At 56.7% G+C, this 21,049-nt stretch carries 17 protein-coding genes and 1 riboswitch; of the genes, 5 read left to right on the top strand and 12 right to left on the bottom strand.

What is annotated here, in order from left to right:
* Window positions 1-51 precede the first annotated feature (51 nt).
* Window positions 52-924 (bottom strand): GNAT family N-acetyltransferase, encoded by an 873-nt coding sequence (locus tag KP626_RS00305; protein ID WP_395977214.1) that lies wholly within the window; start codon window positions 922-924, stop codon window positions 52-54.
* A gap of 131 nt (window positions 925-1,055) precedes the next feature.
* On the opposite strand from KP626_RS00305, the gene mtnA reads away from it, so the two are divergent.
* Window positions 1,056-2,114 carry an S-methyl-5-thioribose-1-phosphate isomerase gene (gene mtnA, locus KP626_RS00300; protein ID WP_395977212.1) on the top strand — a complete coding sequence of 353 codons (1,059 nt, stop codon included), beginning with the start codon at window positions 1,056-1,058 and terminating at the stop codon, window positions 2,112-2,114.
* Window positions 2,115-2,299: 185 nt separating this feature from the next.
* On the opposite strand, the gene KP626_RS00295 is transcribed toward mtnA, so the two are convergent.
* Window positions 2,300-2,623, bottom strand: a complete 324-nt coding sequence (locus tag KP626_RS00295) for an AzlD domain-containing protein (protein WP_395977210.1) — start codon at window positions 2,621-2,623, stop codon at window positions 2,300-2,302.
* Window positions 2,620-3,315 (bottom strand): AzlC family ABC transporter permease, encoded by a 696-nt coding sequence (locus tag KP626_RS00290; RefSeq protein WP_395977208.1) that lies wholly within the window; start codon window positions 3,313-3,315, stop codon window positions 2,620-2,622. Before KP626_RS00290 ends, KP626_RS00295 begins: the two co-directional genes overlap by 4 nt.
* Before the next feature lie 305 nt (window positions 3,316-3,620).
* Here KP626_RS00290 and KP626_RS00285 point away from each other — a divergent pair, with 305 nt between their 5' ends.
* Window positions 3,621-7,010 (top strand): pyruvate carboxylase, encoded by a 3,390-nt coding sequence (locus KP626_RS00285; RefSeq protein ID WP_395978897.1) that lies wholly within the window; start codon window positions 3,621-3,623, stop codon window positions 7,008-7,010.
* A gap of 98 nt (window positions 7,011-7,108) precedes the next feature.
* Here the strand turns inward: KP626_RS00285 and KP626_RS00280 are convergent, their stop codons facing one another.
* Complete coding sequence (locus KP626_RS00280; RefSeq protein WP_395977206.1) at window positions 7,109-7,858, bottom strand: MBL fold metallo-hydrolase; 750 nt, start codon at window positions 7,856-7,858, stop codon at window positions 7,109-7,111.
* An 18-nt stretch (window positions 7,859-7,876) separates the two neighbouring features.
* Window positions 7,877-8,887: a UDP-glucose 4-epimerase GalE gene (galE, locus tag KP626_RS00275; RefSeq protein WP_395977204.1), complete on the bottom strand. Its 1,011-nt coding sequence runs from the start codon at window positions 8,885-8,887 to the stop codon at window positions 7,877-7,879.
* A gap of 117 nt (window positions 8,888-9,004) precedes the next feature.
* Between galE and KP626_RS00270 the strand changes: the two genes are divergently transcribed.
* Entirely contained in the window at window positions 9,005-9,658 is a 654-nt protein-coding gene (locus KP626_RS00270; RefSeq protein WP_395977202.1) for a class II aldolase/adducin family protein, read from the top strand.
* 32 nt (window positions 9,659-9,690) lie between these two features.
* On the opposite strand, the gene KP626_RS00265 is transcribed toward KP626_RS00270, so the two are convergent.
* From KP626_RS00265 to KP626_RS00250, 4 genes are read right to left on the bottom strand one after another with little or no spacing between them, the layout of a single operon-like run.
* On the bottom strand, window positions 9,691-10,200 hold the full coding sequence (locus tag KP626_RS00265) for a GNAT family N-acetyltransferase (protein WP_395977200.1): 510 nt from the start codon (window positions 10,198-10,200) through the stop codon (window positions 9,691-9,693).
* 51 nt (window positions 10,201-10,251) lie between these two features.
* Complete coding sequence (locus tag KP626_RS00260; protein ID WP_395977198.1) at window positions 10,252-10,866, bottom strand: ABC-2 transporter permease; 615 nt, start codon at window positions 10,864-10,866, stop codon at window positions 10,252-10,254.
* The gene (locus tag KP626_RS00255; protein WP_395977196.1) at window positions 10,863-11,723 is read right to left on the bottom strand and encodes an ABC transporter ATP-binding protein; all 861 of its coding nucleotides are present in this window, start codon (window positions 11,721-11,723) and stop codon (window positions 10,863-10,865) included. The genes KP626_RS00260 and KP626_RS00255 overlap by 4 nt, the downstream gene beginning before the upstream one ends.
* Window positions 11,723-12,100 (bottom strand): GntR family transcriptional regulator, encoded by a 378-nt coding sequence (locus KP626_RS00250; RefSeq protein WP_395977194.1) that lies wholly within the window; start codon window positions 12,098-12,100, stop codon window positions 11,723-11,725. The genes KP626_RS00255 and KP626_RS00250 overlap by 1 nt, the downstream gene beginning before the upstream one ends.
* Window positions 12,101-12,248: 148 nt before the next feature.
* Window positions 12,249-12,412, top strand: a riboswitch (cobalamin riboswitch).
* A 94-nt stretch (window positions 12,413-12,506) separates the two neighbouring features.
* Between KP626_RS00250 and KP626_RS00245 the strand changes: the two genes are divergently transcribed.
* Together KP626_RS00245 and KP626_RS00240 are read left to right on the top strand one after the other, a co-directional pair.
* The gene (locus KP626_RS00245) at window positions 12,507-14,837 is read left to right on the top strand and encodes an anaerobic ribonucleoside triphosphate reductase (RefSeq protein WP_395977192.1); all 2,331 of its coding nucleotides are present in this window, start codon (window positions 12,507-12,509) and stop codon (window positions 14,835-14,837) included.
* Window positions 14,830-15,369 (top strand): 4Fe-4S single cluster domain-containing protein, encoded by a 540-nt coding sequence (locus KP626_RS00240; RefSeq protein WP_395977190.1) that lies wholly within the window; start codon window positions 14,830-14,832, stop codon window positions 15,367-15,369. Before KP626_RS00245 ends, KP626_RS00240 begins: the two co-directional genes overlap by 8 nt.
* A gap of 57 nt (window positions 15,370-15,426) precedes the next feature.
* Here the strand turns inward: KP626_RS00240 and KP626_RS00235 are convergent, their stop codons facing one another.
* The 3 genes from KP626_RS00235 to KP626_RS00225 all read right to left on the bottom strand — a co-directional run bounded on the left by KP626_RS00235 (window position 15,427) and on the right by KP626_RS00225 (window position 20,949).
* A complete protein-coding gene (locus KP626_RS00235; RefSeq protein WP_395977188.1) occupies window positions 15,427-17,001 on the bottom strand; it encodes a hypothetical protein in 1,575 nt (524 codons plus the stop codon).
* A 230-nt stretch (window positions 17,002-17,231) separates the two neighbouring features.
* Entirely contained in the window at window positions 17,232-19,064 is a 1,833-nt protein-coding gene (locus tag KP626_RS00230) for a hypothetical protein (protein WP_395977186.1), read from the bottom strand.
* 616 nt (window positions 19,065-19,680) lie between these two features.
* Window positions 19,681-20,949, bottom strand: coding sequence for a glycosyltransferase family 2 protein (locus tag KP626_RS00225; RefSeq protein WP_395977184.1), 1,269 nt, complete (start codon window positions 20,947-20,949; stop codon window positions 19,681-19,683).
* Window positions 20,950-21,049 lie beyond the last annotated feature (100 nt).

Raw genomic sequence — 21,049 nt, 5'->3', positions numbered from 1 at the left:
TCAAAAAGGCGGTTCCAATGGAACCGCCTTTTTATTTTTATCTCACCAGCGCTATGCGTGGGATAGCAAAGGCATCATCACTTTTCGGCCGGCAAAGGGGTTTTCCTTCCCCTCGAGCACAAACAGCGTGGTGTCCTCCTCAACATAGGGTTCTGTCCGCCAGCCCGTTTCATCCAGAGGGGTAAAGCCCAGCCGCACAGTTTCCACTCCCACTGGAGCCGCCACCTCCAACACCGCGCCAAGGGCGCTTCCCTGCCCGCCAAACACATCATAACAGATCATTTCCGGACCCGCATGATCCAACAGCACCACGGCGTTCAAATCCTCCAAATAATAGGCGCAGTGTTTTAAGGGGCCGCCGCAATAGAACATCAATAAGCCCAGGTTATCCAGCATAGGCAGGGCGGAAAAGGGATTGGGCGCCTCCCTGTAACACCTGTGAAGCAGAGCCAGGTCGCCGGGATGGGAAAGATCCAGCTTTCTGACCTTTCCAGGCCGGGGCTGGATCGTCCCCATCCGCTGATACTCCCGTTCCGGCACGAATCCAAACCTTGGATAGAAGTCCAGTACCCTATCATTGGCATGGAGATAGACGCCATGACACCGGTCCCGCCAGTCATGGAGGATTTTTTCCAGAAGCCGCCGCGCCAATCCCCTGCCGCGAAATTCTCTGCGGGTCATCACGGTGCCAATCTGCACGTAGCGCCGGGGAACTCCCTCCAATCGAGTGGAGATGAGGTTCACGGCGGCACAGGCCGCCGCCCGTTCCCCATCCATCAACAGATAGGGAATGTACCGGTCCGTCCAATATCCTCCCTCATACCATGGTGCAAAGGACAGGCCAAACACCTCTTGGGCCAAATCAAAGAACCCTTTTCGCGCAACCGGGTCCTCCCGCACCCGTTCCACCATCCGTAGGTCCATCGCTTTTCTCCACCTTTTTCCATATCCTTCTGCAGGCAATCCTATATTTTTCAGCATAACATATTTCCCTTTTCCCAGCTAGCCGCCCATGCTATGATAAATTCATACTCCAAAAGAAAGGCGGCTTCCCCATGACGCAACCCCTGATGCCCTTGTGGACGGAAGACAGTAAAATCCTGATCCTAGACCAGACCCGGCTTCCCCAGGAGCGGATTGTGGTGCAGGTGGAAACCCCAGAGCAAATGCATCATGCCATCCGTACCCTTATGGTGCGGGGCGCCCCCGCCATAGGGAACGCGGCGGCCTTCGGCATGTACCTGGGGGCAAAATGCGGATCCTTTCAGGACCACCAGAAACTCATCGCCCTTTTAGAAAAAACCGGCGTATATCTGTCCACCGCCCGCCCTACGGCGGTCAACCTCTTCTGGGCCATCCGGCATATGGAGGAGTTTGCCCATGGGCTGCCTCAGGACACCTCCCCAGCCGTAATGCTAAAAGCGCTGTTTCAAGAAGCGCAGGCGGTGCTAGAGCGGGATATTGAAACCTGTAAAGCCATTGGACGGCAGGGGGCGCCCTTATTGATGCGCTGCAATGGGATCCTTACCCACTGCAATGCCGGCGCTCTGGCCACCGGAGCCTATGGCACCGCCCTAGCTCCCATCTATACCCTCTTGGAGGAGGGGATTCGGCCTAAAATCTATTCCGATGAAACCCGGCCCCTTTTACAGGGCTCTCGGCTCACCGCCTATGAACTGCTGGCCGCCGGCGCGGACGTCACCACCATTTGTGACGATATGGCCGCCTGGGTCATGGCTCAGGGCAAGGTCCAAGCCGTGATCGTCGGAGCGGACCGGATCGCCGCCAATGGGGACACCGCCAACAAAATCGGAACCTATGGCCTGGGGGTGCTGGCGGCCTATCATGGAATTCCCCTCTACATCGCCGCCCCCTTTACCACCGTGGATTTCCAATGTCCCGACGGCAACGCGATTCCCATCGAGGAACGAGATCCCCAGGAGGTCCGCGAGTTTTGTGGAACGCCCTCCGCTCCTCAGGATGTTCCGGTGTACAATCCCGCCTTCGATATAACTCCCCATCAGCTCATTGCCGCCATCATAACCGAAAACGGCGTGGCCTATCCGCCCTTTTCCGAGAGCCTTCCCCGCCTAGCCGGCGAAAACACCCGCTGATCCCACAAATTGGGTTCTGCCGCCAATAGGGCATCTCTCATCCTCCGTTTCTCCTATGAACCGGCCCTTTACGGCCAATCCCTGGCCAAACCCGGCCAAAAAAGAGTACGTCGAATCCCTTTCGGCGTACTCTTTTCTCCCATTCTCTTCAAAATTTGCAGTTCGTTGCCTGTCCACTTGCATTTTTATAGAAGTGTCAAAAGCCAATATCCTCCAACTCCCACCAGAATACACGCGCCAAGAGACTTGGTCCAGCGGGCCGTCAGCAGTACGGGAATCGCCGCCGCGGCGGGCCGCAAAAATGGCCACAGCCCTAGGGATAGCGCCGCGGGGTTGAACAGGTCGCTCATGACCAGGGCCGCAAAGGCCGCCGTTGGAATATAGGACAGCGCCCTTGTAATGTTCTCCCCCATCCGCTGGCCGGAAAGAGCCAGCATCGGCGTCAGCCGACAGAGAAGGTTGCACCCCACGGTGATGGCAAAAATGATCCAAAAACTCTGCCAGCTCATCTCGTTTTCCCCCTCTTCTCCCCGGCAAGCATCCCCGCGGCCACGCCAAGGAGAGCGCCCAGGAGTACGGCCACCTGACCCCATCCCATGAGCTTAGCCGTCACGACCCCTAAAGCGGAAGCTCCCATGGACCAAAGGTGATCCGGCGTCTTCTTCTGCATCATCAAAAGGCAGATAAAAATGGCGGTCATACTAAAGCCGATGATGGTGGTATCCAGGGGTAAAAATCCCCCTACCACCACCCCCAGGCAGTTGGAGAGAATCCAGGTAAGATGGGCAGTGGTATTGGCAAAACGGGCGGAATGCGGCGTCCAGTTTCCCTGCTGAAACCGTCCCATATTGACCCCAAATGCCTCATCGGTGAGCTCCGCGGCAAAGAGCGCGGCATGCAACCGCCGTTCCCCAAAGAAATACTTTGCCAAAGCCGACCCATACAGCAGATGCCGCATATTCACCATGGCCACCGAGACCCCGATGGACAGAGGCGACGCTCCCGAAGCGAACATGCTGGAGATCATAAACTGGCCGCTGCCAGCGTATAGGAACACCGAAAGCAGGGCCACCTGCAAAAGGTTCAACCCTGCTTTTGCGGCCACAATGCCGCAGGCCAGTCCCAGCGGCACATATCCTACACAGATGGGGATGGCTGCCGCCATGCCCATACGCGCTCTATGATCCTGCATCCTTTCCATTTCCCACAACCTCCGGAGGCCGCCTTTTTCGCCTGTCCGTCCATTTTAGAATGGTATTATGATACGTTCTTTCCCCCCTTCCGTCAACCGGGTTTTCGGGAAAATTCCTTGGGTCTGACGTGCTCTTGGACCTCCCCGTCCTTCTCCGCTTCCCGCCCTTCGCTCCCCCACCTCCATTTTTCGTTCCACTACACCGCATTTTGCAATTTTTTAATTTTAAGATTGCAAAATATCCACATCTATAATATGATAAGAAAGATTCAATTCTAGGAGGTTATAACTTGGAACACTCCATTTCTAAAGTGATGGTCGCCAACCGCGGCGAGATCGCCATACGGATCATTCGAGCCTGCTACGACCTCGGCCTTCGGACGGTCTCCATCTATACGAAGGAGGACAACACCAGCCTCTTCCGCAGTAAGGCGGACGAGAGCTATCTCATCGGTCGCGGCCAGGGGCCGGTTGCCGCGTATCTGGATATCGACCGTATCGTGGACCTGGCGGTAGAAAAGCATGTGGACGCCATCCACCCAGGGTACGGCTTTTTAAGCGAAAATGCTGAATTCGCCAAAGCCTGTGAGGAAAAGGGCATCATCTTCATCGGCCCTCCCAGCCATGTGCTGGCCCAGATGGGCGATAAACTGGCCGCCAAGGCCATCGCGAAACGCGCCGGTGTTCCCACCATTCCCGGCAGCACCAAGCCGGTGGAATCGGTGGAAGAAGGCGTTCGTCTGGCTCAGGAGTTCGGCTATCCCGTTCTGCTCAAAGCAGCGGCAGGCGGCGGCGGGCGCGGCATGCGCCTTTGCTATGATGACGATAGCCTTCGCTCCGAGTTTCAGCTGGTAAAGAACGAGGCGGAAAAGGCCTTTGGCAACGGCGATATTTTCATTGAAAAATACCTGGAGGATCCCAAACATATCGAGATCCAGGTACTGGGGGATAACTACGGCAACATCGTGCACCTGTATGAGCGGGATTGCTCCGTCCAGCGGCGGTATCAAAAAGTGGTGGAGTTCACCCCCGCTTTTACGGTGGCCAAGTCCGAGCTGGAGGCCATGTATGCGGACGCTCTAAAGATCGCCCATGAGGTGGGCTATGTCAACGCTGGGACGGTGGAATTCCTGGTGGATAAGCATGGCAACCATTATTTCATTGAGATGAACCCCCGCATCCAGGTGGAGCATACCGTCACCGAAGTGGCTACCGGGGTAGACCTGGTCCAGGCACAGATTATGATCGCACAGGGCTATTCCCTGTTTTCTCCCGAGTTGAACCTGCGCCAGGAGGATATCTCCCATCGAGGATTCGCCATCCAGTGTCGGGTTACCACCGAGGATCCCCGAAACAACTTTGCCCCCGATACCGGGCGGATGACGGTCTACCGCAGCGGCGGCGGCAACGGCGTTCGGCTGGACGCCGGCAATGCTTTCGCCGGCGCGGTGATCAGCCCCTACTACGATAGCCTGTTGGTAAAGATCACCACCTTTGACCGATCCTTTGAGGGAGCGGTCCGCAAAGCCCTCCGTTCCCTCAACGAAATTCGGGTCCGAGGGGTAAAGACCAATATCCCCTTCCTGGTCAACGTCTTGCAGAACCCCGTATTCCTCATGGGCAAGTGTGATACCCGGTTCATCGATAACACTCCCTCCCTGTTCAATTTCGAGCTGCCTCAGGATCGGGCCACCAAGGTCCTCCGGTATATCGCTCAGGAATCCATCAAGTCCGATCGTCAGCCCCGCCCCGCGGTGCTGCTGCCCAAGGTTCCCAGAGTTCCCGATGGCCCCCTTCCCAATGGTTACAAACAGCTTCTGGATGAAAAGGGCCCCCGTGCGGTAGCCGACGCCGTGCTGGCGGAAAAGCGCCTTTTAATTACCGATACCACCATGCGGGACGCCCACCAGTCCCTTTTGGCCACCAGGGTTCGGTCCTTGGATATGCTCCTTCCCGCTCGGGCTATGGCCCATACCATGGCAAACGCCTTCTCCTTTGAAATGTGGGGAGGGGCCACCTTTGACGTGGCCTACCGGTTCCTTCACGAATCCCCCTGGAAGCGGCTGGATGAGCTCCGGGCCCGGATCCCCAACGTGCTGTTCCAGATGCTGTTGCGGGGTGCCAACGCCGTAGGCTATACCAGCTATCCCGACAACGTGGTCAAAGGCTTTATCCGGGAGAGCGCGCGCAGGGGTATCGATGTATTCCGGGTCTTTGACAGCCTCAACTGGCTGCCCGGGATGGCGTTTGCCCTGGACGAAGTAGCCAGCGCCGGAAAGATCGCCGAAGCCACCATCTGCTATACCGGAGATATTGACGATCCCGCCCGGGATAAGTATCCCCTCTCCTATTATGTGGATCTAGCAAAACAGTTGGAGAAGGCCGGCGCCCATATGCTGTGCATCAAGGATATGTCGGGGCTTCTAAAGCCCTACGCCGCCCAGCGGTTGGTCCGGGCGCTAAAAGAGGAGCTCTCCATTCCAGTTCATCTCCATACCCATGACACCAGCGGAAACCAGGTGGCCGCTTACCTGCTGGCTGCCGAGGCTGGGGTGGATATCGTGGATTGCGCGTTAAGCTCCATGAGCAGCTTTACCAGCCAGCCCTCTTTGAACGCCATCTGCTATGCCCTGGCCGGCACCGAGCGGGATCCTGGTATGGATAAGCAGGCCCTCAGCCGGCTCAGCGAATATTGGTCCCAGGTGCGCCCTCTCTACGCCCAATTTGAGGCGGGGCTCAACAGCCCGGATACCCAGATCTATCAGCTGGAGATCCCTGGCGGACAGTACAGTAACTTCAAGCCCCAGGTGGAATCCCTGGGCCTCGGCCATCGGTTTGAGGAGGTCAAGGCCATGTATTCCACCGTCAACCAGATGCTGGGCGATATCATCAAGGTGACTCCCAGCAGCAAGATGGTAGGCGATCTTGCCATCTTCATGGTGCAAAATAACCTGACCCCCGACAACATCGTGGAGCGAGCCGCCACCCTTCACTTCCCCGACAGCGTGATCTCCTACTTCAAGGGAATGATGGGCCAGCCCAAGGGCGGATTCCCGGTGGACCTGCAAAAGGCCGTGCTAAAGGGTGAGGAACCTATCACCTGCCGCCCGGGACAGCTCCTGCCCCCCGTGGATCTGGAGGCGGTCCGAGCCAGCCTTCCCGAGACCCATAGGGACGACGCCAGCGTACTAAGCGCCTGCCTCTATCCCAAGGTCTTTGAGGAGTATCTGGACTTCCTTTCGGAATACAGCGACCTCTCCTCCATGGACACCCATGTGTTCCTCCGTGGCATGGATCCCGGGGATTCCACTGAGCTGACCATCGAGGACGGCAAAACCCTGATCATCAAATATATCGGCCCTGGAGAGATCAACCAGGACGGCACCCAAAACGTGCTGTTCGAACTCAATGGCGCACAGCGGGCGGTCTCCATCCAGGTGGATGAGGACGCCGCTCAGCGGAACGCCCCCACCATGGCGGATTCCAACGACCAAACCCAGATCGGAGCCTCCATCCCCGGTATGGTCTCCAAGGTGCCGGTGAAGGTAGGCGATGCCGTCACTCCCAACACCATTCTAGCCGTCATCGAGGCCATGAAAATGGAAACCAACGTGGTCTCCCCCCGGGCGGGTACGATATCCGCCATCTACGTGGAAAAAGGCGATAATGTAGCGGCAGGCCAACTTCTCTTCCGAGTGGAGTAGATAGCGGTTTTCCGTGTCCATTCTAAAAAAAGACGACTGCCAATGGCAGTCGTCTTTTTCATATCTCCCGTTCCAAACAGGGCGGCGTAAGCCGCTTTTTATAGCTCAAGCACGTCCCCGTCATGACCGATCTGGATGGGATAGGGAACGCTCTTATAGCTGTCGTAAAGGGTTTGTTCCCCCTCTCCATGCCATTTTTCATGGAGATGGTTAAACACCAGCCGTCCAAACCGGCACCGCATCAGTTTATCTAAGGTGTTCTCCGGGGTGATGTGGGCGGACTCGCAGACGCAGAGATCGATATCCCGCTCCGTGCCGATCATGGGAAAGTCTGCGCATCCGAAGGAAAGATCTCCTGTAAACAGGATGCTCTTTCCCTGCGCTTCCATCAGATAGCTGTAGGAGAGGTACCCCTCATCGCAGGGCAGATGGTGGTTCCCGATGGCCGTTACCTTCAGCACGCCGTCGTCAAAGCATACGCCAGGCTGAGCTACGGTATGGGAGATAAGCCCCTCCTTCATGTTGGTATGGAGCATGGTGCACCAAGCCATAAGGGCCTCGTAAGCCCCCTCTTGGGGCAGCACAAAGTGGGTATGCTGATCCTCATAAGGGTGGCGGTTGAGGCATTTTACAATACCCGGCAGGCTCCCAGCATGATCCTCGTGCATATGGGTGATAAATACGCCGTTCAGCCGTTTTACATCCTTCCCTTGCCGGATGATCAATCCATCCGCCGGAGGACCGGCGTCAATCAAATACATTCTGCCGTTTACCTCCAAAAGGGAGGAGGATACAAACCGGCAGTAGGTCTGATACCCATGGGCCGTGCCCATCAAGGTCAACCGCATAAACGTCCCTCCTCTACGTTAGTCCCCATAGCCATGGGGATTTTTGCTCTGCCAATTCCAGGTATCCCGGCACATCTGATCCAAGTTCTTCTCCGCCCGCCAGTGCAGCAGCCGGGCAGCTTTTGTGATATCAGCATAACAGGCGGGAACATCCCCCGCCCGCCGGGGGCCAATCACATGGGGTAGGGGCCTGCCGCAGGCCCGTTCAAAGGCGTGAAGCACCTCCAATACGCTGGATCCGGTTCCGGTACCCAGGTTGATCTCCTCCACACCAGGATGGTTTAGGGCGTATTCTATGGCGTTTACATGGCCCCGGGCCAGATCCACCACATGGATATAGTCCCGGATACCGGTGCCGTCCCGGGTAGGATAATCGTTCCCATAGATGGTGAGGGCGGGAAGCAGGCCCACCGCTACCTTGGCAATATAGGGCAAGAGGTTATTGGGGATCCCATTGGGATCCTCTCCGATTTCCCCGCTCTCATGGGCTCCGATGGGATTAAAGTACCGGAGCAGCAGAACGCCCCAGTCTCCATGGATCGCCGCGGTATCCCGCAGGATCTGCTCTCCCATGAGCTTGGTCCAGCCGTATGGGTTGGTACAAGAAAGGGGAAAGTCCTCCTTTATGGGGACGGCAGCGGGATCACCGTACACCGTGGCCGAGGAACTGAACACTAGGGCGCGGATTCCCCTCTTTGCCATGGACTCACAAAGGGCAATGGTGCTGCCCAGGTTGTTGTCGTAGTAGGCCAAGGGCTTGGCTACCGATTCCCCCACCGCTTTCAGCCCAGCAAAGTGGATCACCCCGTCCACCCCGGCAAGGGCGGACAGCAGCGCCGACCGGTCCCGTACGTCCGCCTCAACAAAGGTTATCTGCCGGCCGGTGATCCGCTGGATGCGGTCCACCACCGTCCGTTTGCTGTTGCAGAGATTATCCACAATGGTCACATCATACCCGGCGTTGAGGAGTTCCACACAGGTGTGGCTGCCAATATACCCGGCTCCGCCGGTCACAAGGATTCTGGCCATAGTCGCCTCCTTTGTCTTTTCCTTTATCATACCACAAAATTCCTCAATGGGATGGATGGAAACATCCCGTCATGTTACACTATAAAAAAACACAACATCTGAATAGGAGGACTGCCCATGTATACCCAGGATCAGGCCAGAGACGCGGTCATCGCCGCCATCCAGGCCATCTGTCAGCGGGGCTATGCCCTGGGAACGTCCGGCAACGTCAGCGTCCGGACCCATGAAGACGCCTTTGTCATCACGCCCTCCTCACGGCCTTACCCCATAACGACCCGGGAAGACCTCTGTCTGGTGCGGCTGGATGGCTCAGGCGCCCAGGGCCCCTATCCGCCTTCCATCGAAATGTCTCTGCACAGGAGAATCTATGAGCTGCGGCCCGATGTCATGGCAGTGGTCCACACCCATTCCCCCTATGCCGTAACCGCCGCCAGCCTGGAGGGGATCGCCACCATCCCGCCCGTGGATATTGAAGCGGTTCTCTATCTGGGCGGTTCCATCGCCGTCGCTCCCTTCGCGCCGCCCGGAAGCGCCCCTCTGGCACTAAACACAGGTGCCTCTTTGCGGGATCGCGCGGCAGTCCTGCTGCAAAATCACGGAGGCGTGGGGGTAGGCCGTTCCATAGAAGACGCCCTTTCAGCGACCGACCACTTAGAGCGCCTCTGCCAAATCTATCTTACCGCCGTAGGCAGGGGACGTCCCAGAGCCCTACCGGAGGAATATCTTGTAGAGGCCATGGCGCAGTCCCGCAAGCAACGCGGCCTTTATTAGAAAAACGCCTTGGATCCTTCCAAGGCGTTTTCTTAACATGGATTGGTCACGGTAAACTCCATAATGTAATCGTCCATCACATAGCCGCCGCCAATATCCGCCACCTGGCTGTCCACCGTCCGAAAGCCCAGATGCTGGTAAACCGCGATGGACCCGGCATTGTGTTTGTTGACGGTAAGCCAGATGGTTTGATACCCCTCTAGCCTGCATAGATTGCAAAGAAAGTCCATCACTCCACGGGCAATCCCCTGCCCCCGGACCTGAGCGCGCAGGTACAGCTTGCTCAAAAACAGCCGGTCACCCTCTGGAACCAGTCCCACATAGCCATTGGGCTTCCCATCTACCAGAACGAGATAATACCGGTAACCTTCCTCCCGCAGCTGGCGGGAGATGGCGGGCGCCGATTGAAACCGGTCCACCATATAGTCCACTTGATCCTTTCCCAATAAATCTCCATAATGCTGGTGCCATATCTCTTGCGCCACCTGAGCCACGGTATTTACCTGATTTTCATCCGTTACCGCACAAAGCGTCCATGCCATCTTCTTCACCTCCTGTGATATGCCTCTATTATAGGAGGTACGCACAAAAAATCAAAGCTCTTTCCGTTGGAAGATGGCCACCGATATAAAATAGGAGAGTCCCAGAAAGAGGAGCCCGGCCAAGGGCGCCAGCCAAGCCTGGGTCATCAGGATGCTGAGGTTTAGCAAAGGAAGCAGGCTGATCATCACCAGCGAAATCAACATGGCCCCTAAGATTATGAAGCGAAACTTCTTTATCCCAAATTTAAAGATCAAGGGTAGCTGGATAGACATAATTAGCAATCCCTCGCCGATGGCGGCTGCTATGGATGAGACCAGTTCTTCCAGCAACAGTTCTTGGCACAAAAAGCCTATAACTGTGCCCATGACAAAAGCTAGAGCGGCTCCGATCACCGCCAATGTGATTACAAAAAGGTACTTGCTGGCCACCAAATCCCGGCGACGCACCGGTAGGCACAGGGCGTACCGATCCCACCGGGCCAAGGCGTCGTCGAGAAAAGAGCTATCGGTAATGATGAGAACCAACACAATGGACATACCGCAAAAAAGGCTTACGGAGCCGTCTCCCCTCATGGAAAATACCACCCCGCAGGTCGCCATCACTCCCAACATACCGAGAATGCTCCACCTAAAGCGCAAAAGGTCTTTCATCAACAGACCGGTCATGCTTCCTTCCCCCTTACATAAAACACCACGATCTCCTCCAGGCTGGCCGGATCCACCGGGTAGTTAGGATACCGCCGGACGGCATCCCTGCGATCCCGCACCAGGACCTCGTACCCGAACTGGTTTTTCCGGACCCCCTCCACCAGGGCAGGATCCAGTTTGCCAAAGTCCCCCAGACCGCACCGGAGCACTCCATACCGCTCCAAAAGCTCATCCCGGTTCTGGCTGAGGACCACCTCACCTCTATGGAAGAAAGTGATATAATCCGCTACCCGCTCTAAGTCGCTGGTGATTTGGCTGGAAATCAAAATAGACCGGCGCTTATCCTGGATGAACTCCAGAAAGATATCCAGTATCTCGTTCCGCACCACCGGATCCAGGCCGCTGGTGGCTTCATCCAAAATCAAAAGCTCCGCGTCATGGGAGATGGCCACGGCGATGGACAGCTTGGTCTTCATTCCCCGGCTGAAGGTCTTGATCGCCTTATAACTCGTCAGGCCAAATCGCTTACAGTACCCGCGAAAGGCCTCCCGACTCCAGCCGCGGTACATCCGGGCCATGATGGCGTCGATGTCTTGGATAGTTAAATTACCGTGAAAGCCGAACTCATCCAGTACCACGCCCAGTTTCTCATGAACCTCCCGAACGTCAGCATCCGGCCCTTTTCCCAAAATCTCTATCCGGCCAGCATCGGGGTTGATCAACCCCAGGATAGCGCTGATGGTGGTGGTCTTTCCCGCCCCATTCTCCCCGATGAGCCCCATGATACTGCCCCTTGGCAAATCGAAGCTCACATCCCTCAGGGAGAATCCATCATACTGCTTCCTAAGGCCGCGGACGCTCAGTGCTTGTTCCATCATTCTTCCTCCTCATAGAGTAGGTCCAGCATGCGGTGAAGCTCCTCCCGCTGGATGCCGCCTTGACGGGCTACCTCCATAGCCTGGGCCAGATAACCCTCCGCCAGCCGCAGCTGTTCCTCCCGGATCAGCTCCATATTTCGGCCCGCCACAAAGCTTCCCTTGCCCATGACGGTCTCAATAAAGCCCTCCCGCTCCAGTTCCTCATAGGCCCGTTTGGTAGTGATGACGCTGATCCGCAGCTCCTTGGCCAATAGCCGCATGGATGGCAACGCATCCCCCTCCAAAAGAACCCCTGATAAAATCATACCTTTGATCTGCCCCGTGATCTGCTCATAGATGGGCTTCCCCGAGGCATTGCTGATAACGATGTCCATGGCGTACTCCATTGCAACATTGTATATATACTTTATATACAATATAGACAAAAAAGATGTCCCTGTCAAGAAAATTTTATTCCAATGGGCATTTTTCAGAAAAACTCCCTTGAAATCACTAGATATAGTGTGATACTATTCCATCGATAACAAGATATCGGCTTTCGATGATGATGGGAATGCGGTGAGAATCCGCAGCAGCTCACTTTACTGTATCGGCCACGAACGCTCCACGCGCCACCGGCAACGGGAAGGCGGAGTAAGTAGGCAACGGCCCAAGCCAGGAGACCGGTCGAAGGCAATGCCGCCATCGGTGAGGATGAAGGGCCGCTCCTGCATCTGTGGAGTTACGCCCTTCGGGGCGTTTTCTTTTGCGCCATCCGCTGGCAGAATAAGGAGGCTCACCATGTTTGACACCATCGTAAAACGGGATGGACGAAGCGTCCCCTATGACATCGAGAAAATCGCCACCGCCATCAGCAAAGCCATGGCGGCCAGCGGACGCCGGGACGAAGGCCAAAGCCTGACCCTGGCCCAGGACTGCGAGGCCCGGCTGGCCCAGCGGTTCCCCGATTCCCCTCCCGGCGTGGAGGATATCCAGGATATGGTGGAGACGGTACTCATGGACAACGGCTACGCATTTGTAGCCAAAAAATATATCCTATACCGCAACGACCGGACCCGCCGCAGGGAGATGAACACCCGGCTCATGCGCATCTACGACGAGCTTACCTTTGCGGATAGCAGCCTTTCGGACATGAAGCGGGATAACGCCAACATCGACGGGGATACCGCCATGGGCACCATGCTGAAGTATGGCTCCGAAGGGGCCAAGGACTATTACGAGAAGTACATCCTGGCGCCCAAATACGCAAAAGCCCATAAGGAGGGGGATATCCATATCCACGATTTGGATTTCTATACCCTTACCACCACCTGCTGCCAGATCGACCTGCTGGAGCTTTTTCGGGGCGGCTTCTCCACCGGTCACGGCTTTTTGCGGGAGCCCAACGACATCCAGAGCTATGCGGCTCTGGCCTGTATCGCCATCCAATCCAACCAGAACGACCAGCACGGCGGGCAGAGCATCCCCAACTTCGATTACGGCCTGGCGCCCGGCGTCACCAAAACCTACAGAAAGCACTATGCCGCCAACTTCCACAAGGCCGCTTCCCTCCTATGCGCCAGCTTTGATCTTTCCGCACAGGAGGTCAAAGACCGTTTAACGGCCATCCGGGAGGAAACGGGTCTCTTCCCCCGCCTGACCCAGGACGACACCTATGACGCCGCCGAACGGGAGGCCTTCCTGCTTCCCCACCTGGGCGGAGACGAGGCCGTCTACGGCCGGATCCATGACTTTGCTCGGAGCAACGCCTATGCCGAAACCGAGAAAAGCACTTACCAGGCCATGGAGGCCCTGATCCACAACCTCAATACCATGCACAGCCGGGCCGGCGCCCAAACCCCTTTTAGCTCCATCAACTACGGCACCGATACCTCGCCCGAAGGCCGGATGATAACTAAAAACGTCCTCCTGGCCACCGAGGCGGGGCTGGGTATGGGGGAAACTCCCATCTTCCCCATCCATATTTTCAAGGTGAAGAAAGGAGTCAGCTTCGATCCCGGCGATCCCAACTACGATCTGTTCCAGCTAGCCTGCCGGGTCAGCGCAAAGCGGTTGTTTCCCAACTTCTCCTTCCTGGACGCCCCCTTCAACCTCCAGTATTATAAGCCCGGGCACCCCGAAAGCGAGGTGGCCTACATGGGCTGCCGTACCCGGGTCATGGGCAACGTTCATGATAGAAACCAGGAGATCACCTTTGGCCGGGGCAACCTGAGCTTTACCTCCATCAACCTGCCCCGGATCGCCATTAACAGCAACAAAAACCTGGAATGGTTCTTCGATGAACTGGAGCGGAAGATGGAACTGGTATCCGGCCAGCTCCTGGAGCGATTCGCCATCCAGTGCAAAAAACGGGTCCGCAATTTCCCCTTCCTCATGGGCCAGGGGGTCTGGCTGGATTCCAAGGGACTGGGCCCCGATGACGAGGTGGGCGAGATCCTCCGCCACGGTACGCTGTCCATCGGGTTCATCGGCCTGGCTGAGAGCCTTGTTGCCCTCACCGGCAAGCACCATGGAGAATCCCTCGAGGCCCGGAACCTGGGCCTGGAGATCGTGGGGTTCATGCGGGATTATGTGGACAATCTCTCCCAGAAGACCGGCCTAAATTTCACCCTGCTGGCCACCCCTGCCGAAGGGCTGTCCGGCCGGTTTGTCCGGATGGATAAGAAGAAATACGGTGTGATCCTGGGCGTCACCGACCGGGAATACTACACCAACAGCTTCCACGTGCCGGTATACTACGATATTCCCGCCTATGAGAAGATCGCCATAGAGGCTCCCTACCATGCGCTCACCAATGCCGGCCACATCACCTATGTGGAGCTGGACGGCAACACCGCCAACAATCTGGAGGCTTTTGAGACGGTGGTACGCTATATGGCGGAGTGCGGGGTGGGCTATGGCTCCATCAACCATCCGGTGGATCGGGACCCCGTCTGCGGCTATAACGGCATCATCGATGAGGAGTGTCCCGGCTGCGGCCGGCGCGAATTCACCGGCGGCGTTGGCTTCGAGCGGATTCGGCGGATCACCGGCTATCTGGTGGGAACCCTGGACCGCTTCAACGACGCCAAGCGGGCCGAGGAACGGGACCGGGTGAAGCACCATGTCTGACCTGCCCATCCAGGTGGCTGGAACGGTGGGGGATTCCATCACCGACGGCCCCGGCCTGCGGTTTACCCTGTTCGTTCAAGGATGTCCCCGCCGCTGCCCCGGCTGCCACAACCCCACCGCTCTGGAATTCCATGGAGGCGTCCCCACCGCCTGGGAAGACCTGTTGGCCCAAATCCAGCGCAATCCCCTTTTAAAAGGGGTTACGCTATCGGGTGGAGAGCCCTTCTGCCAGGCGGAGGCCCTTTTGCCCCTATGCCGGGCTCTCCGGGAAAAGGGCTATGAGCTTGCCGCCTATACCGGCTATATCCTGGAGGAGCTGCTGGAAGAAGGGGATCCCCACCGCCTGGCGCTCCTGGCTCTGTTGGACGTGGTGGTAGACGGCCCCTTTCTGCGGGAACGGCGAAATCTGGCCCTGCCCTTCCGAGGCTCCGAAAACCAACGGATTCTCAACGTCCCCGCTTCCCTCACGGCGGGTCAAGCCGTCTGGGAAACCTCCCTCCGCTGGGGCGGCGGGCCCCAGCCGCCCCAATGATAGAACAAAAAAACGGCTCCAAATGGAGCCGTTTTTTCTTGATCATATCAATCCGCGTTATCGCGCAGCCTTCCTCCGCAGGAAGAAGGCCATCCCCACAGCGGCCATGCCGCCCAGGAGCAGCAGGCTGGTCCACAGGGCCAGGTTGCCCTCGTCGCCCATCTGGGGAATGTCCGTATCATAGGCGGGATCTGCCGCGCCGCATACCGCGCAAACCCCATCCTTAAACTGATGCTTGGCAGGTATGGTCACGGTCTGAACATCGGTATAGGTTTTGCCGCCAAACGCCGCGGTAGCGGTGTAAACGGTCTTGCCATCCGCCGTACAGCTGGCAGCCTCGGTCTCGCTGCCAATGGTGGCCGCTACAATCTCCTGATGGCTGCTGTCCTTTGTACAGGTAAAGGTGGCGGTAGCACCGCTATGATCCGCCGCCCAAGCCCAGACCGGCTCCCCCCATGCATGGGTATGGCTGATCACCGGATCCGTGGTCACCGGGTTCCCATTGACGGTAACGTCCCCGGCGCCGGAATTGGTAACGGTCACTCCATCGGGCAGCCCTCCAAGCTGGACATCGCCGGAAAGCACGTCAACCTTATCCCCTTCTCCAGCATGTTCCATCTGCTCCTCAATGGCCTTCTGGCCCACTGCAAACGCGCTGTCGCTCCCCAGCGTAACCTTTGCAACAGGGGTTCCCTGGGTAGCGGGCACAAGGCCCGAAGGATCGATGGTATAGGTACCGCCCGTTACCGTAGCGATCTCGCTGGCTTCCGCGGTAACCCCGGATCTCCCCACAAGGACAGGAGCGTCAAAGGAGCCCCCCTCCACGGTAACGGTTCCGGTTTTTTCAGGATAGCTGCTATGGCCGGTGGCTACAAAGGCAAATTTGGTGGCCTCCACAACGGCATCCGAATCCGCGGGGAACAGGATGCTCCCCTCATGTCCCTCGGCACTAACCTGGGTCACCGCTCCATAGGCGCCCTTTAGGGTGCCTCCGTTTATAACAGTGGTGCCGTACCCCTTGATGGCCGGACCGTTTCCGCCATCAAAGGTCCCTCCGTCAATTACCGTCTGAGAGCTCGGCGCTGTGGTGCTGACAACGGCGTTGTAGCTAGCACTGCCAGCTCCATTGCACACAAAGGTACCGCCCTCAATTTTCAGATTGTAGCCCGCGTTCTGGATCGCGACAAGATATCCGCTGGGATTATCAAAAACAATCCGTCCCGTCTTGCCCTCAGAGGTATCCCGGATGATCAGGTTCCCCAGGTTTGCTATGACAATGCTCGTACCGGTAATGGTATGGCCGTTCAAATCCAGAATCAGATAGGGCTGATCCGCTCCGATTCCTTCGCCGCCCTGGCCGGTGTAATCAAATACGCCAAACTGGATAAGGGCGCTTGAGGAAATATCCTTGAGAACCGTCACCGTATGGGTTCCATCCCCGTTGGCAGCAATGGTCAAAGCGCCGCTGGATTGCGCCTGCAAGGTGGCGTCATCGGTATCCTGGGTGATGCCCAGCTGCGAAGTAATCTGTACCGTCTCACCCCCTGCAAACACCGTCATCGGCGCCATAACCGCCATGAGGACAAAGGCGAACAAGATGGCCAACGGCCGATACGCTCTCCTGCTTTGCATCGAAATTCCTCCCTCTTTCTCCATTCCGCCTCAAATCACAAGATATATAACATCGATTATCACATATACGGTAACATAATTTCTTGTATAGATCAAGATATTCCAAATAATATGACTTTCCCCTTCGTTTCCCCACTCCCCCGTATCGGCCCGGAATGGTTCCCGCTCCATGCCCCAAAATAAAAACGGCTCCAAACAGGAGCCGTTTTTCTCATATGGATTTTTCAGGATTACCGCACGGCCTTCCTCCGCAGGAAGAAGACCATCCCCACAGCGGCCATGCCGCCCAGGAGCAGCAGGCTGGTCCACAGGGCCAGGTTGCCCTCGTCGCCCGTCTGGGGAATATCAGATTCATCGACATCGGGATCTTCGGTTCCCGCCGCGGCCACCTTCTCAAAGGTCGCTTCGATGCTGTGATCGGCGGACTTCACCTCGATGGTATAGGTGTTATCCGCGCGCAAGGTGACGCTGACGCCGTCCACCTTCACCGCCGCGATCTTATAACCCTCGTTGGGGGTAACGGTAAAGGCCTTACTGCTGCCCAGGGCCGCCGGTACGGTACCCGCAGCGTCGGGCGCGGGGCTGATGCTGCCGCCCTCACCGGCAGTCACGGTGATGTAATAGGTAACGTCTCCGGCAAGGGAATCATCCTCCACTTTGCCGCCAGGCTGCACATCGATCTTACCATTGTTGGTCACGGTGGCCTCCTGGGTATCCAGGGAGCCTCCCTTCTCCACGCTCAACGTCGCGCCATCGCCGATGGTCAGGGTGCTGCCGGCCTGAGCCTTCAAAGCCGCGTTCTCCCCAACGGCAATGGTGCCCTGGTTGGAAACGCTCACGTCGGCGGGGATGGTAACCTGTGCGCCGCTCAAAGCAAGGGATTTATCGGAGGAAACGCCGAAGTCCATAACGGTGGTTCCGCCCCTGGGAGAGAACCCAGCAGCCTCCAGCTGGACGGGATCCCCCTCCTTGTTGATGGTAATGCCGCCAACCTCGGCGTTATAATCGCCGTTGTCGTTGATCACGCTGGGGGTAAGCTTTGCCTCGGTAACGGATACGCCGCTGCCCAGGTTCCAGGCAATGGAACCGGTAATGCCACTGCCGTCCTTGGAGCCAGAATCGGAGCTAAAGCAGCCTTCCGCCGCGCCGGTTGCCCACTTATCGATGGTGGTGCTGCCCCCGATATCAGCCGTAGCATTCCCAACAAAGCCACGGTTGGTGCCCGCCAGGCTGCCGATGGTGGAGGCGCCCGTCACCGTCAGGTCGGACTGCTCGGTTACGCCGTTGATGCCGCCCAGGTAGAGGTAATCCACCGCGCTGTCCGCAATGTTCACCTCAGCGCTGCCCACCTTGGTGCTGCCGGAACCGCCGCCAGCGATCAAGTAGACCTTACTATCGGTTACATTGATGACGGCGCGTTTCACCACCGCGTTGGTGGTCATGGTGCCGTTATCGATATCCCGGATGCCCTCGTTGCCGTTTCCATAAACGCCGCCGTTGACATAGCAGTCATATCCCTCGGGTACGGTAAAGTCCACACCGGTAAGGGTGATGGTAGCGGTGCCGTCCACAGCATCGTTATAATTTCCGCCGCCATGGAGCAGATTCCGCACCAAGCCGCTGCCGGAAACCGAGATGTCCACGTTTCCGGTAACCCGGGAGGTATGGGCCGCATCGGCGTCCTTCATACCCAGGTTGCCGCCAAAAAGATTATGGATCTTGCCGCCGGTCATGGTGATGCTGGTGCTAGATACCGTAACAGGAGCGGCGCTGCCGTCGCTTCCGCCGTAAACCGATACCTTCGTACCGTCCACACCGATGGTCTTTTTAACGCCGCTCTCCTCCCAGATGATGTAGGCGTCGGTGCCCGTGGCAGTGAAGCCATCCAGGGTAGCATCCTGCGCATCATCCGGCTTTTGGTCAGCAATCGTAATGGCCGTGCCGTTGGCAAAGAAGTTGTTGCCGTTTCCCGAAGGAACAGCCGCCGCAGCAAATGCCGTGCCGGGCAGCAGTACCATGATCAGGCATACGGCTAGAAGTGCAGAAAAAATCCGTTGCTTCATGTTCCTCTCCTTCTCATTGGTTTTAGATTTTACTTATGATATCAATATAGCATGCATTTTTGCATCGCTTAATTTTCGTCCTATGTATAAGAAAATTCCAAAAATAGCCATTCTTTTTTATTTTCTTGATCTGGTGAAAAATGTATACCATATGGATCATACTTCCATTTTTCGCCATTATATATCCCATGATAATAAAATCGCTTCAAATCCCCTCTGTACAAAAATCCCTCCTTCTCTACTCGAAGGAGGAACCATCTCAAAACAATACCATCCCTCGAGACGCATCCAAAACAACAGAAAATAAAACAATCGGTTGTGTGATTACAACCGATTGTATGGTAACATATTTTATAACATAGATCAACAGCTTTTGAAAAGTATGACCGATCTACTTTTTTCCTGCTTTGTTACTTCAATACATCCGCCCATGACGGATCCTTTTCAAACCAAGATACCGCAGAAAGGCGGATAGGAACCGCCCTTTATCCATCGCATACGGCCTTTCCCGTCAATTCCATCCCAGGATCTGCCTTCTGGCCGACAGCGTTCCGCCCAAACCGTCGGCATGATCCAATCGCTCAATAGACGCGCAGCGCTGAGGACCCCTTCAAGCTTATTTGATCTCCCCCTGGTTCTCGGCCGCCATGCTCTCGATGCTCACGCTCTTGGTATGGGCAATGGGCTTCCAGGTGGTATCCCGGTATAAGATGGCGGAAAGGTTGATGTACATCCAGGTGTACAGGAAGATGGGCCATCCAAACAGACCCTTGACCACGGTACGCAGATCCTTCTTTTCCATCAGCACGGTGATGATCCCATGGATGAACATAATCCCCAGGCTGCATAGGATGGGCACCACCGCCTGGAGCAGGATCTCCACCCAGCTGCTGTCCACCATCCACCCCATCAGGAGGGTTAAAATCAGGTTAATGACCACTAGACCGGTTCCCGGCATGGCGATGAGATAGATCACCAGATCGGTGAGCGCAAAACGGCCCACGTTGTTGGTCCGTCCCTTTTTAAAGATCTGGGGCAGGTAAAGAATCAAACATTGGACGTTCCCCACCGCCCAGCGATACCGCTGGCGCATGGACTGTTTAAACTTGGTGGGCTGCTCATCGTAAAAGATGGCGTCCTCCGCAAAGACGATCTTCCTCCCCTTCAAAATTTGCTGAATGGAGAATTCGCTGTCCTCAGTGATGGTCGAGGTATTCCAGCCCTCTTGGCGGATTAAATCGGAACGGAACATAAATCCGGTGCCGCTGGCCAAACAGGACAGCCCTGCGTTATCCCGAGCCCGAAGATAGAACCGGGATAGACACCAGAAGTAGATGGCATAGCTGCCCGATACCCAGGTATCCCCCGGGTTTTTGATATCCCGATAGCCCTGGGCCATGTCTTGTCCGCAGCACAGCTGCCGGTTCATGGCCGCCAGGTAGTTTGGATCCACCAGGTTATCGGCGTCAAAGATACAAAAGGCGTCGTAGTCGTCGGGCCGCTGGGCCAGGATGATGTCAAAAATCCACTTCAGCGCAAAGCCCTTGCCCTTATGGGCTTCGTCAAACCGCTCATAGACGATGGCGCCAGCATCACGGGAGGTCTGGGCGGTGGCGTCGGTGCAGTTGTCCGCCACCACATACACGTCAAAGCATTCCCGAGGATAGTTTTGCCGCATCAGGCTGGCGATCAAATGGCCAATGACGTTTTCCTCGTTTCGGGCCGAGATGATCACCGCAAACCGATGATTGCGGTCCACCTGGTTCTGCCGCTTGGGCCGGTCCTTCAGACAGAATAGCGCGATTACCAACTGGTATAACAGGATCAGCATGGTGATCACATTGATGGTATTGATCACGCCACGCAAAGCCGTTAAAAAGGACATCTCTGTTTTTGCCTCTCTTTCGCTTGTGCGGCCCGGCTCATCCGCCGAAGCCGCTCATGGCTCCCCGCCCAGTCCAGGCGGAGAGGATCGTTTGGCTTAT

It is taken from the genome of Christensenella sp. MSJ-20 (assembly GCF_044357945.1).
Lineage (GTDB): Bacteria > Bacillota > Clostridia > Christensenellales > QAND01 > QAND01.
This window is presented reverse-complemented; position numbering and strand designations above follow the sequence as displayed.